General features: G+C 60.9%; 12 protein-coding genes. 3 read left to right on the top strand and 9 right to left on the bottom strand.

Features of this window, described 5'->3' with window-relative positions; translation table 11 throughout:
* Nucleotides 1-97 precede the first annotated feature (97 nt).
* Together CFE47_RS15115 and CFE47_RS15110 are read left to right on the top strand one after the other, a co-directional pair.
* Nucleotides 98-565, top strand: coding sequence for an RNA methyltransferase (locus tag CFE47_RS15115; protein WP_003189607.1), 468 nt, complete (start codon nucleotides 98-100; stop codon nucleotides 563-565).
* A 68-nt stretch (nucleotides 566-633) separates the two neighbouring features.
* On the top strand, nucleotides 634-975 hold the full coding sequence (locus CFE47_RS15110; protein WP_286838156.1) for a YgaP family membrane protein: 342 nt from the start codon (nucleotides 634-636) through the stop codon (nucleotides 973-975).
* A 143-nt stretch (nucleotides 976-1,118) separates the two neighbouring features.
* Here CFE47_RS15110 and CFE47_RS15105 read toward each other — a convergent pair whose 3' ends face one another.
* Together CFE47_RS15105 and CFE47_RS15100 are read right to left on the bottom strand one after the other, a co-directional pair.
* The gene (locus tag CFE47_RS15105; RefSeq protein WP_286838155.1) at nucleotides 1,119-2,339 is read right to left on the bottom strand and encodes a hypothetical protein; all 1,221 of its coding nucleotides are present in this window, start codon (nucleotides 2,337-2,339) and stop codon (nucleotides 1,119-1,121) included.
* Between the two features lie 12 nt (nucleotides 2,340-2,351).
* Nucleotides 2,352-2,801 carry a YcgN family cysteine cluster protein gene (locus CFE47_RS15100; RefSeq protein WP_003172524.1) on the bottom strand — a complete coding sequence of 150 codons (450 nt, stop codon included), beginning with the start codon at nucleotides 2,799-2,801 and terminating at the stop codon, nucleotides 2,352-2,354.
* A 287-nt stretch (nucleotides 2,802-3,088) separates the two neighbouring features.
* Between CFE47_RS15100 and CFE47_RS15095 the strand changes: the two genes are divergently transcribed.
* Nucleotides 3,089-3,682, top strand: a complete 594-nt coding sequence (locus CFE47_RS15095) for a nitroreductase family protein (RefSeq protein WP_185709406.1) — start codon at nucleotides 3,089-3,091, stop codon at nucleotides 3,680-3,682.
* A 41-nt stretch (nucleotides 3,683-3,723) separates the two neighbouring features.
* Here the strand turns inward: CFE47_RS15095 and CFE47_RS15090 are convergent, their stop codons facing one another.
* The 7 genes from CFE47_RS15090 to CFE47_RS15060 all read right to left on the bottom strand — a co-directional run bounded on the left by CFE47_RS15090 (nucleotide 3,724) and on the right by CFE47_RS15060 (nucleotide 13,336).
* Nucleotides 3,724-7,887 (bottom strand): SET domain-containing protein-lysine N-methyltransferase, encoded by a 4,164-nt coding sequence (locus CFE47_RS15090; protein ID WP_286838154.1) that lies wholly within the window; start codon nucleotides 7,885-7,887, stop codon nucleotides 3,724-3,726.
* A gap of 110 nt (nucleotides 7,888-7,997) precedes the next feature.
* Nucleotides 7,998-8,540 carry a hypothetical protein gene (locus CFE47_RS15085; protein ID WP_286838153.1) on the bottom strand — a complete coding sequence of 181 codons (543 nt, stop codon included), beginning with the start codon at nucleotides 8,538-8,540 and terminating at the stop codon, nucleotides 7,998-8,000.
* A 137-nt stretch (nucleotides 8,541-8,677) separates the two neighbouring features.
* Nucleotides 8,678-9,610, bottom strand: coding sequence for a D-2-hydroxyacid dehydrogenase (locus CFE47_RS15080; protein WP_286838151.1), 933 nt, complete (start codon nucleotides 9,608-9,610; stop codon nucleotides 8,678-8,680).
* Between the two features lie 107 nt (nucleotides 9,611-9,717).
* The gene (locus CFE47_RS15075; RefSeq protein ID WP_185709408.1) at nucleotides 9,718-10,011 is read right to left on the bottom strand and encodes a YcgL domain-containing protein; all 294 of its coding nucleotides are present in this window, start codon (nucleotides 10,009-10,011) and stop codon (nucleotides 9,718-9,720) included.
* Nucleotides 10,008-11,141 (bottom strand): ribonuclease D, encoded by a 1,134-nt coding sequence (gene rnd / locus CFE47_RS15070; protein ID WP_286838150.1) that lies wholly within the window; start codon nucleotides 11,139-11,141, stop codon nucleotides 10,008-10,010. Before rnd ends, CFE47_RS15075 begins: the two co-directional genes overlap by 4 nt.
* Nucleotides 11,142-11,263: 122 nt before the next feature.
* A complete protein-coding gene (locus CFE47_RS15065) occupies nucleotides 11,264-11,863 on the bottom strand; it encodes a class I SAM-dependent methyltransferase (RefSeq protein WP_286838149.1) in 600 nt (199 codons plus the stop codon).
* 102 nt (nucleotides 11,864-11,965) lie between these two features.
* On the bottom strand, nucleotides 11,966-13,336 hold the full coding sequence (locus CFE47_RS15060) for a glutamine synthetase family protein (RefSeq protein WP_286838148.1): 1,371 nt from the start codon (nucleotides 13,334-13,336) through the stop codon (nucleotides 11,966-11,968).
* Nucleotides 13,337-13,671 lie beyond the last annotated feature (335 nt).

Below are 13,671 nucleotides of genomic sequence, written 5' to 3'. Positions count from 1 at the left end.
CGAGTGTGGGAGCTGGCTTGCCTGCGATAGCGATCCTCCAAGCACCACACTCCCCAAGGCCGTATAATCGCCGTTTTCCTCCAAGGCACCCTTCCCCGTGGGCAATAAACGCTACAGCTGCATCGGTCTGTACAACCCCAAATCCCCCGAAAACGTCGGCTCCGTGATGCGCGCCGCCGGCTGCTACGGCGTGGCCTCGGTGTTCTACACCGGCGTACGCTACGAGCGCGCGCGGGATTTCATCACCGACACCAAGAAGGTCCACCACGACATTCCGCTGATCGGCATCGATGACCTGAAAAAAATCCTGCCCCTGGGCTGCATCCCCGTCGCCGTGGAACTGGTGGAAGGCGCACGCCCCCTGCCCGAATACACCCACCCCGACCGTGCGCTGTACATTTTTGGCCCTGAAGACGGCTCCCTCGACAAAGAGATCCGCGACTGGTGCGAAGACGTGGTGTACATCCCGACCACCGGTTGCATGAACCTCGCCGCCACCGTCAACGTAGTGCTCTACGACCGCCTGGCCAAGGGCAACAACACCCGTTCGGGCCCCAAGTACTGATTTTTTCGGAACATCCGGCACCTGTGCGCAGTCAGCTACTTATCACTTGCCCTTGTTGGAGACAGATCATGAGCGACAGCAAAACCTTGCGACCTATCATCGAACACACCCCGTTTGAAACCCAACCCACGCAAAACGTGCACGGCTGGGAGCGCATCGGCTCGGTGGCCGGTGGCGTGATGATGGTGGGCAAAGGCCTGCGCCGTGGTGGGCTTTTCGGCTTGATCCAGGTAGCGATTGGCGGCGTGGCACTGGCCCGTGGTTTTACCGGACACAGTTCTCTAAAGGACAAGCTGGAGCAGGGTCGTCAGGAAATGAACAGTGTGCGTACCAAGATCGAGCGGGCCGGGGCAGAGTTGAGAAACTTGAAAACCAAGGCTGAAGTGGCCGCTGAGAAAACCACTGGTTAACAGAGATCTTCCAAACAACGCAGATCTAAATGTGGGAGCGGGCTCTCTCGCGAAGGCGGTCTATCAGTTAAAGATGAGTTAACTGACACGCCGCCTTCGCGAGAGAGCCCGCTCCCACATTTTGTTTTGTGCAAGGCTTGGGATCAGCGCAGCAATTTGCTGTCCAGCACCACCGACGACTCACCGATGATGCTCTCTGCAAGTTGCACAAACTCCGCCGTGGTAATGCTATTGGCCCGCATTACCGCCTGGGCTAGGTCATCCAGTGACCGTTTGTTGTGGGTCTTCACCCGAATCTCGCGATCCAACTCCTGCAACACCACCACCGCCCGCGATACCGTTGCGCCGCTGACATGCTCGCCGCGCAAGCTGGTCACGTCCTTGCCTTCCTTCGCCAACCTGGCCTGGATCGCCTGATAACGTTCATCGGTGATTCCCCCGGCACGGCGCACCAGTTCGATGGCGTAGTACTCCGCCATGCCTTCGCTGATCCAGTCGCTGGTGTCGTGATCGTTGAAGCGCCCAATCGCCTGCACCACTTCACGGATCAACGGGCTGCTGCCGTTTTCGCTGATCAGCGGCGTGCGGCTATTAAGGTAGATAGAGTCCCGGGCCGAGAACGCGCCACGGCGCATCGGATCGCCGGCACCCACCACCAACAACTTGGCGGGGTGACGTGGGAACGCCGCCTCAACTTGAGGCCAGACGAAGGTCAGCAGCGTCACCACATCCATGCGGCGCATGCCCTGGCCCTTGGGCGAGGCGACGGTAACTTCGGTGTCGCCCAGGCGCACCCGACGGCTGCCCACGGTGCCGGCGAGCATCCAGCCGGTGGGGCGGTCGAACAGCCGGGAAACATTGTCGATACGGAATTTGTTCTTGCCGACGCGCGGCCAGGCGGTCTCGATGCTTTTCCAACCGGCGGGCAGTTCGAACACCAACCGCGAGACCAGTTCGATGCCGTCCTGTTGGTCGAGGTGCGCGGGCGGCACCAGGTCTTCGCCGCGAAACAACGCCCAGCTCGGCGTCATGCGTGCCTCGTAAATGCCCGCCTTGCGAGAATGAGTGAGGCGCACGCGGTAGGTCAGGCTGGACTTGCTCGCGCTGGGCTGCCACAGGCCGCGGTTGCCGGTGACTTTCCACTGGCCATCGGCCTTGAAGTCGCTGTAGTCACCGTCGCGGCCCAGGTCGAAGTTCAGGCTGCGCACCGCCGCGCCCTGGGACAGGCTCACCCGCACTTCGGCTTGATCGCTCTGGGGCAGCAACTTGACGTGGTAATCCAGGTCAACTTTCTTCGCGCACCACGCGGGCGTGCTCAGCGCCAGCAACACCAGGCTTGCCAGCAGCTTTGTTACCCCCCTCATACACACTCCTTGTCAGCCTGCGCGGAAAATCAGGTAATCCTCCCAGTCGTCTTCGGGCACGCTGCCTTCGCTGAGCATGCGCCCGGACTGGGAAATACGTTCGTGGTGCACGGCGTCGCGGTCGCCGCAGACCAAGTGGTGCCACAACGGCAGGTCCTTGCGCTCACTGACCAAGCGGTAACCGCAGGTCGGCGGCAGCCATTTGAACTGGTCGGCCTGGCCCGGGGTGAGCTGGATGCAGTCGGGCACCGAGGCACGACGGTTGGGGTAGTCGGTGCACTGGCAGGTTTTCAGGTCCAGCAGTTTGCAGGCGATGCGCGTGTAATAGACGCTGTTGTCGTCTTCATCCTCAAGCTTTTGCAGGCAGCACAGGCCACAGCCGTCGCACAACGACTCCCACTCCTCCTGGTCGAGGTGCTCAAGGGTTTTGCGTATCCAGAAAGGTTCGACTTTGGCGGCCATGGCTCTACATCAGTATCGGTAGGTGAAAAGGCCGCCAGTCTAGTGCCCAAGGCCCGTGGAACCAAGTGCTTGCGACTGGCGGTGTTACCAGACTTGTCAGCGACCATCCATCGCAGTAGCTTTGTGGGCCGCAAAGGCCCTGCGTCGGGCGCCATAAATGCTGTACCGCATTGCCCACGACGCCCCATGGAGCCTTGAAAAAACCCTCGCCGAGCGCATCGGTGCCCCGTTTTTTGAATCTGCGCCTGTTTCCAACCCTAGCCCATTGTCGTCATCAGGAACTGTTCATGAGCACAAACCCACGCGTTGCCGATTACCCGATCCACACTCAGTTCACCGAACGCTGGTCGCCCCGCGCCTTCACCGGCGAGAGCATCCCGCAAGAAACCCTGCTGAGCTTCTTCGAAGCCGCACGCTGGGCGCCGTCAGCCTATAACTCGCAGCCATGGCGTTTTCTCTACGCGCGCCGTGACACGCCAAACTGGGAACGTTTCCTGGGTTTGCTGAATGAATTCAACCGTGGTTGGGCGCAACACGCTTCGGCCCTGGTGATCATCGCCTCGAAAACCGACTTCACCGCCCCTGGCGCTACGGAAGAAACCCCGGCGCTGTGGCACACCTTCGACACCGGTTCGGCCTGGGGCCACCTGGCACTGCAAGCCAGCCTAAGCGGGTGGCACACCCACGGCATGGCCGGCTTCGATCAGGAGCTGACCCGCAAAGAGCTGAAAATCCCGGAAGGTTATGCACTGCACGCCGCTGTGGCGATCGGCAAGCTGGGGGACAAGTCGACGTTGCCGGAGTACCTGCAAGGTCGTGAAGCGCCCAGCCCGCGCCGTCCGTTGAGCGAGCTGGTGTCGGAGGGTGATTTCAGTCTGTAAAGACCAATAAGGCTGCGTCCTTCAGGGGCGCAGCTTGCGGGTCAGGCATCAGGATCGGGTTTTATCGCTGTAGCGGGCACCGTTTCATACAGCGGACCGTAGTCCAGCAACAACTCATCACCTTTCTTGATGTCCTTGAGCGCCACGTAAAACGCCAGGTTCTTGCCCACCGCGATAGACATCACGTTGTTTGCTTTCCACACAGGGCCATTGGGCAACTGCGAGGTATTCACCAGGCTCAGCGTATTGCCGCTGTTGAGTGCGCTGATTGAGCGATTCCCCGAACGCGTGCCGAACAGGTAGGTCAGTACGGCTCGCGAGCCTTGCTTGCGCTGCTCCTGAAACAGCGATGCGTCTGACTCATGGTATTTGCCCGAATACGGCCCCAGCACCTCGAACTGGGCAATATCACGCCGTGCCCACACCGATGCACCGCGCGACGGCCCGCCATCGTCCAGTGCCGTCATGACTTCCAAGGTCTGGTCGAACCGGGGTCCATGGTTGCCTTCGCTGCGAAGCCAGTCCTTGATCGACTCCTTGATCCGAGCTGACACCTGGGCTTTCTCTGCCGGCTCAAGCCCATCCAGCAGTCCGTGCCAGTTGGCGATACGGATGTCATCGATGGGCCCCTCGATCGCCTGGGTCAGGCTGAGCCGGGGGTTGGCCGGGTCCTGCAGGATCGGCAACGTGTTGTCGATCTGGTGGGCAGGCAATGTACGCAGCGGTGGTACAGCTGGCTCGACCTTAATCAGGGGTGGGACCGCTGATGAAGGGCCGGGAACCTGCACATTGGGTGGAGGGGACGCGGGTTTTGACAAATCCAGAGGTGCCTGCTGCGGCGGATTCAGCGGGTCTGGCGCCGGTCGCTTTCGCGATGCAGCCGGCGACATCGCAGCGCTTTGCTGCGCCTGGCTCAGACGGCGTGATCCTTGTGAGTTAAAGGTGCCATCGATAAAAACGTATTGGCGCCAATCGCAGGGATTGATCCGGTGCTGGCGCAGAAACTCGCCTAGTGTCGGCTGACCATTCGTTCGCTGGCTCCACTTGAGCAAGTGCTCATCGGTGATTGGGCTATAGATCCCCCCTGCTGCCTTGAACAACAGCGCCTCGCCGTTCGGTCCGAGGTTGCCATCCTGGCGCACGGCGTTTTTAAACGTAGTGGCATTCAGATGATGACGGCCGGCAAAACCTTCCATGGTCATTGCGTTGCGCGCTTGCTGGGTCATGCCCTGCCAGTCCCGGATATGGTTGGCGGTCAGCACGGTGTGCGGTGTGCCGGCGGCGCGGTTGCGCACGACCACGCCAGCAGCGCTCAACTGGCCATCCGGTTGTACATAGTGCGCAAGGGTGGGCGCATGCAAGCGCCGCTGACGGGCAAAACCCTGCACCGTCAGGCGCTGCTGCTCCTGACGCGGTAAAGCCTCCCACGCCCGCAGATGCTCCGCCTCGATCAGCACACCCCCAGGAGCCCCCAGCCGCTGCCACTGGTCACCCTGAACGTGCTGGACCAGCAACTCCGACTGTCGGTTATTGTGATAAACCCGCGCCTGCACTACCCCGTCTTCGCCACGGGTCACTTGCCGCACCTCGTACACCGTCGGCTTCCCGCTGTCATCGATATGCCGGATAAACGATTGATGGCCATCGGCAGCCACATATACGCCCTGGCTATTGCGGGTCAGCCCTTCGATGCTCGCCTGCGGTGCCGCGAGATGGCCGAACATCTTGCTGTTCAGTGCATGCTGGCGCACGCTGTCGATCGTTCCGCCCACGGCCTGCGTGCCCGGTTCGAATCCTTCTAGCGGGCTGCCATAGGCCCGCATCTTTTCAGCATCGAAGGCATACCAGTGACCGCCTTTGAGTACCGCGCCGCCCTCCACCGCCTTGCCACCGATGTTAACGGCGCCGGCAGCGGCGGCATCGTAGTGCTTGCTGACAGCCTTTAACAGATCGTAGCTGCCCGTAGCGCCTCTAAGTCGGTTGATCGCGTGGCCGCCAAAGGTACGCAGGAAAGTCGCACTGCCCACCGACAGATCGCCCAGGCCACCCAATGGGTTGAATGCGCTGATGGTGGCACTGCCGATGACTTTTGCTCCGCGCATCAGGCGGGTTGCACCCGACACAGCGGCAGCGCCAACCTTGGCGACTTTCGCGGCAGTGGCTACACCGGCCGTGAGAAAACCAAAGATATCCAGCATCAAATCGGTAGCCCCCTCGCCATAATTTCCGCGTTGGAAATTGACGATGGCCGAGCGCAACGGAATCAGATTCAGCAAGAACTCTTCGACCGGTTTTGCCCGGTCGATTTGCAGGTCCAGGGTGGTCTTGCCCCGGGCCTGTCGTTTGATGTCGGGCTGGTCGAGGTCCAGGTGTTTGACGAACACATCGGCGATATCGCGGCTGCGCACGCTACTGAAGCTGTCCCAGGGGGATTCGCTGGCACTGCGCCCGACGCTCAGTTCCGGGCTGCTGCCCCCGGGTCGAAATACCCGGGTTTGCTCGACCTTGTTGGCGATGTTGGTTCGATGCTCACGCACTTGAAAAGCCCCTACGCGCTCGAGGGTGCCACGGCCCAGGTCGATCTCATAGGCGGTAGTCACACCGTTGTGCTCGGCCTTGACCCAGAGTTGCGCAGTAGTCGGGCCTGGGGTTGTCGATGTGAAATCCAGGCCTCGGGTGAACGAGGTTTCTTGGAAAAACGTCAATTTTCCAAACTCCAGATTCCGACGGTCCTCCATCGGCAGTTGGGCAATCAGATGGCGGACTGCGGTTGCGCTGGCGGTTTTCTTTTGGCTGATCACGGCATTGAATGCCTGGTTGAAATCCTCGGTCACACCGAACCTGGGGTTGGCATTCAACTTGTCTATCGGTACACGCGCATCTCGGCACACGAAGGGTGCCGGGCTGGGCAGGTCCATCATGGCGATATCCAGCAACGAGTGATCCCCGACCAGGGATGTACGATGGCCTGGCCCGGCATAGTCATGGGTGTGGATCAGCTTCTCTTCAAACAGATCGCCCAGGTCACCGAACCGCGCAATCAGCTTCGCCAGGGCAATTTCCTTGCGGGTGGGGATATCCTGGTCCAATGCCTGGCTGGCCGAATTCAGCTCGCTCAATTGCTGGTTGAACCGGGTGCCTAAATCGTTGAGCTGCGTACCGGTGTAGAGTGCATCGTCCTTTTTGTCGATCAAGCCATTGGCTACACCCCAATCCACCAGTGCTGCCTTTTGCGCCTGCTCGGCCGCCGCGGGGTGGTTCATGGCGACCGCCTTGGCCCGCTGCATGATTTGCACGAAGGTCATGCCTGGTACCGTACCCGGCGCCGCAGCCTCGATTACCGCCACGGCCACCCGCAGGCTGAGCCATGCAGGGCTGCCGTAAGTGATGTTCGCAGGCATATCTTTGATCAGGTATTCCGGTGCCCGGCGAGCCAGTAACAGATAGGCACCGGCATTGGCCAAGGCGGCCGTGGTTTTTCCGCTATCGGCCAGATGGGCAGCCAACCTGGCTACCACCGTGGACAGCGGTTTGCCCCAATGCGCCGGCTGTGCCAGATCAAAGCCGGCCACGCTGTTGCGCTGAGGCAGGCCCTGGGACTCGTGATCCATTTGCACGGCAATAGCTGCCAGTACGTAGTCAAGAGAGCCTTCCTCGCCGGCAATCCCGCCCATCCGCGCTTGCAGGCTTTGTTCCATCACGCGCGCCTCGGCAGAACCCAGCAACGCATTCAACGTCCCAAGGGGGTCCTCCAACTCGGCGGTGGACAACGGTTTCCGGTAATTCAAAAAATCCAACACCCCCTTGGACTGCATGACCAGCCGCTGATCGCCCAAGTGATGGGCATGGCGCCGGGTGATATCGAGCAGCCGCCTTTGTTGTTCCGGGCTCATGGGCATCGGCCAGGACAACGCCCCGCCAAGGCTGCCAAGGGGGTGCTGCAATGCCCTGTCACCTACCGCGTCGGCCAGGGAAACCAGGTGAAAATGGCAAGTGGGCAACCCTAGCCCATTGCCCTGGATGAACGCTTCGAGGGTGATGCTCGATTCAGGCCGTGCCTGCAGTGTCGTGCTGGCCAGTGCCTGCCCCACGGCCTCGGGGCTGGCGTCGGTGCCCAGGCGGTTAGCGATTTCATTGAGTTTCTCGGCTAGGCTCGACAAGTTACGCTTGTCGTCCAATGCCGCCGTTAACACCGAAGGCGGCATGGGCTTAACGGCCTCGACCGGACTGCGCGGTTCTGGGCCGTTGTGCGCTGTAAAAGTGTGAGGGGTTTGATTCGGTTGGGCACGCGAAACATTGATCGTCGACATGAGGATTACCTGCTCCGGGTTACGACAAGTTCATCGAACTCGCTCTGCAACCTGGTCTTTTTCCGCTGGTAATCCCCCAGCGTCATGTCCCGCAGGAATGCATCGCCGGCCATCACCTCCAGGTCCAGCGCCTGGATATCCACCGGGTAGACTTTTTTGTCCTTCGCCGAATACAGGAAATTCTTCAACTGCAGGTCGTTGTGGTAAATCCCTTTGTGCACACAACTGACGCTGCCAAACGTCACACTTGCGGGAATATCACGGAGCAGGAACTCCGGCGCCAACTTGGCCAACAACTGGCAGGCCACCCGATTGGCCGTTGGCTCGCTGGCCTTGCCGGTGTCTATCAGATGGCGGCTCAAACCGTCGATCAAGGTGGAAGCAGGCTTGCCTCGCAACTGCGGTTGAGCGAGATCAAAGCCGGCGATTCGGGTAGGCAGCGAGTCTTTCAGGAGTTCGGTGTCGAGCTCTGCGTGTCGGCTCGACAACACCCCCTGAGTCGAATGTTGGGAAAACGGCTGGGGGGTTAACGAAGTAATGCTCGCCATAGAAATACTTGTCCATAGATGGAGGAATCGTCCCGCTGAAAGCGCCTCTTGGCACCTTCGGCAATGACTGAGTGTCAGTACTCAGTCGGGAGGTTCCAGCCCAAATGTCAGGACTCATATCTATGACAGGCGTGGGTTCAGTAACCGCGCTCGAAATCCACTTCCCCGCGCAGCGCTTCCTTGGCCTGGAACGCCCGCAGGTTTTGCATAAACAGCTCAACCATCAATTCTGGCGACGTCGGCGCCGAGCTGTGACCGGTGAGCAGCAGCCCCCAAGCCGTCCAGAACGGATGACGCTGCGGCAACGGTTCCTGCCGACACACATCAATCACAGCACCCGCCAAGTGCCCTTCCTTCAAGGCGTCGACCAGGTCTGCATCTACCACGGCCACGCCACGCCCGACGTTGATAAACAGGCCGGTCGGCTTGAATTGCTTGAACAGCGCCGCGTCGTACAGGTCATGGGTATTCGGCGTGTTGGGCAGCAGGTTGACCACGTAGTCCACCTCTCCCACCAGTCGGCCCAATTGATCGAGCCCGGCCACTTCGATAAACGGCGCCTGCTCACGCGCGGTGCTGGCGATGCCGTACAGCTTGACGCCAAACGGCACCAGGAACTCGGCAACGCTCTGGCCGATATCACCGGTGCCGACGATCAACACCTTGCGTCCCGCCAGGCTCTGGCCCATGCGGTTGTCCCACTTGCGCTCGACCTGGCTGACCAGCCGCGCGAGCACTTCGCGCTCATGGCCGAGCATGTAGGTAAGGACGAATTCAGCCATGACCTGGCCAAAGATGCCGACCGCGCGGGTCAGGCGATAGTCGCGGGGCAAGCCTTCGGCTAACAAGGGGGTGATGCCGGCCCAGGTCGATTGCAGCCATTGTGGCTGATGGCCCTGGCGCAACAACGTCGCCAGCAGGTCCGGCTGGCCCAGCCACACTGGGCAGTCAGCAGCCAGGCGTGACAGTTCGGCCGAGTCGCCGCTGGTCAGCACTTCAAGGTCCGGTGCCGCCTCGCCGAGCAATTGGGCGTAGAGCGGGTGATCCTGTTCAGCAATCAGAACACGCATGCTTAAAACCTTTCAAAAACACTGCAGACGGCCGCCCGCATCCTTACGGCCACCGCCCACGAATACGATTCCATTGAAGAATGTGCCCCGAACGGGGCACTGACCGATCACATCGGGTCGTTGCGACGCAGCAGCTCTTCGGGCAAGTGTTCGATGTACTCGTCCTCAGGCGGCGGCATTTGCAGGTGGTAGCCCTGCTTGTCGAGGTTTTCCAGCACTTGGGCGATGTCTTCCTGTTGCAGCTTGCGCTCAGGCGTCAGCACCAGGTTGAACGCGTGCACCGGCTTGCCGAACACGGTCAGCAGGCCTTCGGGCACTCGCTCCAGCACATCGCTTTTCAGGACGTAGAGGTACATGCCGGCGCGTTTAGGGCTGCGGTAGATGGAACAAATACGTTTCAAGGCTGTTCTCCGGCAGTGGCCAGGCTGTCGAGCAGCGCCTGGCCCATCAACTCGCGGCGCCAGCCACGCAGCGAGTCTGGCAATTGGTAAGGCCCATCGGGGTAGCCACTTTTAACCAGGGCTTCGAGGGTTTTCTTGCGCAGCATCAGTTCTGGCGCCATGTCCAGGCGTTCGGCTTCGGCCTGGCCCAGTGCACGCAGTTGCTTGATCAGCGTGGCGGCGTCCACCGGCAGCGGTTCGGCAACGGCGGGCGGCCATTGGTCCATGGAGACACTGCCGGCACGTTTGATCAGGTCCAGCAGGAACTGGCCATCCTGACGCACGGTGCGCGGGTGCATGTCTTCGATCTTGCCCAGGGCGGCGAGGTTATCCGGCTGGGATTTAGCCAGTGGCCATAGCGAATGTTCGCGAATGATGCGGTTGCGTGGCAGGTCACGGGCGCGCGCCTGCTGTTCGCGCCAGGCGCACAGCTCACGCAGGACGGCGAGCTGGGCACGGGACAGTTTCCACGCGAGCTTGGCGTCGCGGTACACCTCGTACGGGTCGACTTCACGGCGCAGGTTGGCGACCAGTTCGGCACCGTCCTCCAGTACCCACGCGTATTTATCGTCCGAAAGCTGCGGACGCAACCGTGTGTAGACCTCAGCCAAATGCACCGCGTCTTCGGCGGCGTAGCTGATCTGCGTCTCGGACAACGGCCGCTGCAGCCAGTCCGAGCGGGTTTCACCTTTGGGCAGTTCGATACCCAACACGGCTTGCACCAGGCGCGAATAGCCCATGGAGAAACCGAGGTTCAGATAAGCGGCGGCCAATTGGGTGTCAAACAACGGCACCGGCAGGCTGCCGGTCAGGCGCAGCAATACTTCGAGGTCTTCGCTGCAGGCGTGCACCACCTTGATCACCGCCGGGTTCTCCAGCAAAGCGGCCAAGGGTTGCCAATTGTCGATGGTCAGGGGATCGATCAGGTAAGCGCGTACGCCATCACCAATCTGGATCAGCCCGGCAATGGGATAAAAGGTGTCGACCCGCATGAATTCGGTGTCGAGGGCGACGAATGGCAACTGCTGCCATTCGGCGCAATGCTGGCCGAGGCTATCGTTGTCGCAGATCCAGTGAATATCGATGGCCACACGGCTCTCCCTTGAAGAATGGCGCGCAGTATATATCGCGAAAGGGACTTGCGAGCATCCGCAGTGCACAGGCAGCCATGAAAACTCGGACAGGAGATGAAGAATAGTCCGACAGACGGAAGTTATCCTCTCTTACGCAGTACGTAGACCCGCCACAGTTTCGAACCCGGCATGAACTCCTGGTGATTCAGGACCTTGAAGCCCGCCTGGCGAAACTCGTCCTCTACCACTGTACGAGAGTTGACGGAGACGATCACCGTGTCACGGCTGACCCGATGAAACTCGCGCAATAGTGCTTGGCGCACCTCGCTACTGGGCACATGACGAAACAATTCCAGGCAGAAAATACAGTCGACCGCGTTCGCCGAGAGGCCGATGGAAAACGCCGAGCCCTGGAATGTCTTGACCCGCTTGAGCAATGCCGCCGGGTGATGAGTACGGGCATGGTCGAGCATGTCCTGGGAGTTGTCCGAGGCCAGGATCACCCGGTTGACGTGCTCGGCCAACACCGGCCAGAACCGCCCCGAGCCGCACGCCAAGTCGAGGATCAGCCCCGGTTCGCCCGCCACTTTCAGCGCATGGCGCACCAGCCGTTCATCGCGCCACGACGCCAGGCGCTGCATCAGCCCAGGCGGGCGCGTGTCGCCGCAGACCCGCGCGTGCTCACGGTCGCAATGCTCGGCGAATTCATTCTCGATGGCGGATGGAGGTTGTGGCGACATCACGGACTCATGTGAGTGGAACGGTAGTGAACGACCTTGATTCGCAGCTTAACCACCGCAACGTGAAAAAAAGGTCGAAGCCGCCGCTACCTTGAAACACATTCATGCCTGATGCAGGTACCACCGCCAATCCTGCTCCCCCACCTCCCCCATAAACTGGCGGTACTCCGCACGTTTCACCGCCAGGTACACGCCAAGGAACTCGCTGCCGAACGCATCCCGCGCCCAGTTTGAGCCTTCCAGTGCGCGCAGCGTGGTCAGCCAATCGGTAGGCAGTAATTCCTTGGCCTGGGCGTAGCCGTTGCCTTCTACCGGCGCGCCAGGATCGCGCTGCTCGCGGATGCCTCGGTGGATGCCAGCCAGGATCGCCGCAGCGGCCAGGTAAGGGTTGGCGTCGGCGCCGCAGATACGGTGTTCGATATGCCGGGAGTTGGCCGGCCCACCCGGCACGCGCAGGCTGACGGTGCGGTTGTCCACACCCCAGGTGGCCGCTAAAGGCGCGTAGCTGTTGGTCTGAAAGCGGCGATAGGAGTTGGCGTTGGGGCAAAACATCAGCAACGAATCGAGCAAGGTGCTGAGCATGCCGCCCACTGCCTGGCGCAACAAAGGCGTGCCGTCGGCGGCTTCGCTGGCAAACAGGTTGTTCCCTGCTGCATCCGCCAGGCTCACGTGCATGTGCATGCCGGTGCCTGCCAGGTCATCGAATGGCTTGGCCATGAAACAGGCCGTCATCCCATGTTTATGTGCCACGCCCTTGACCAGGCGCTTGTAGCGTACTGCCTCGTCCATCGCTTGCAGGGCGTCGGCACGGTGCTCCAGGGTGATCTCGACCTGGCCGGGGGCGTATTCGGAAATCGCCGTACGTGCCGGGATGCCTTGCAGTTTGCACGCGCTATAGAGATCGGCCAGGAACGGCTCGATCTGTTCCAGTTCGCGCAGGCCATAGACTTGGGTGGAGCGTGGGCGCCCGCCGTCCATGTCCCGCGCCGGTCGGGGGCGACCATTACTGTCAGGCTTTTGGTCGAGCAGATAAAACTCCAGTTCCGCCGCCATCACCGGGTAATACCCGTCGGCCTTGAGCTCGTCGATCACCTTGGCGAGTAAATGCCGGGGGTCGGCGATGGTGGCCGGCAGCCCCTCTGTCGGGTGCATGCTCACCTGCACCGCCGCCGTAGGAATCAGGCGCCACGGCATGCGCTGCAGACTGCCGCTGATCGGGTAGGCACGGCAGTCGATATCGCCCACGTCCCAAACTAGCCCGGAATTCTCGACGTCATCGCCATTGATGGTCAGGCCCAGGATCGTGCTGGGCAATGGCCGGCCAGTTTCGTACACCGCCAACAGTTCATCGCGGTGCAGCAACTTGCCACGGGGTACGCCGTTATTGTCGAGGATAAACAGCTCGAACATCTCGATGTCCGGGTGTTGCTCAAGAAAGGATTGGGCTTCGTGCAGGCAAGCAAAAACGCTCATGGGAATTCTCATACGTGTGAGGCGGGCAGGCGCGCAAATGCGCGTCATCCAGGGGGTGGATCAACGTAGGAGAGAGATATCTGGTGGGCGGGCGTGTCGGCAGTGGAACAAGGACCAGAACGCAAGTGCGGACGGCAGTGTCGCGGGATGAGTGTCGGGGGAGCCGTCCATGCGGGGATCACACTGAGGTAGATGCCTGCCAGCGTCACACGCCTGGATAGGTGGGTAAATTCAGGGTTGACGGAGTTTGGTTGCAACACGGCTAAACATTCGACACACCTTGCCACCCGCGTGCGCAGCTGGAAATAATGACCGCCCTCGACCATGCCCCCAAG

Origin of the sequence: Pseudomonas sp. PGPPP1 (genome assembly GCF_002255865.1) — a bacterium.
GTDB classification, from domain to species: Bacteria; Pseudomonadota; Gammaproteobacteria; order Pseudomonadales; family Pseudomonadaceae; genus Aquipseudomonas; species Aquipseudomonas cremoris.
Note: the sequence above shows the minus strand (reverse complement) of the source record. Positions and strands in the feature narration are given on the sequence as shown.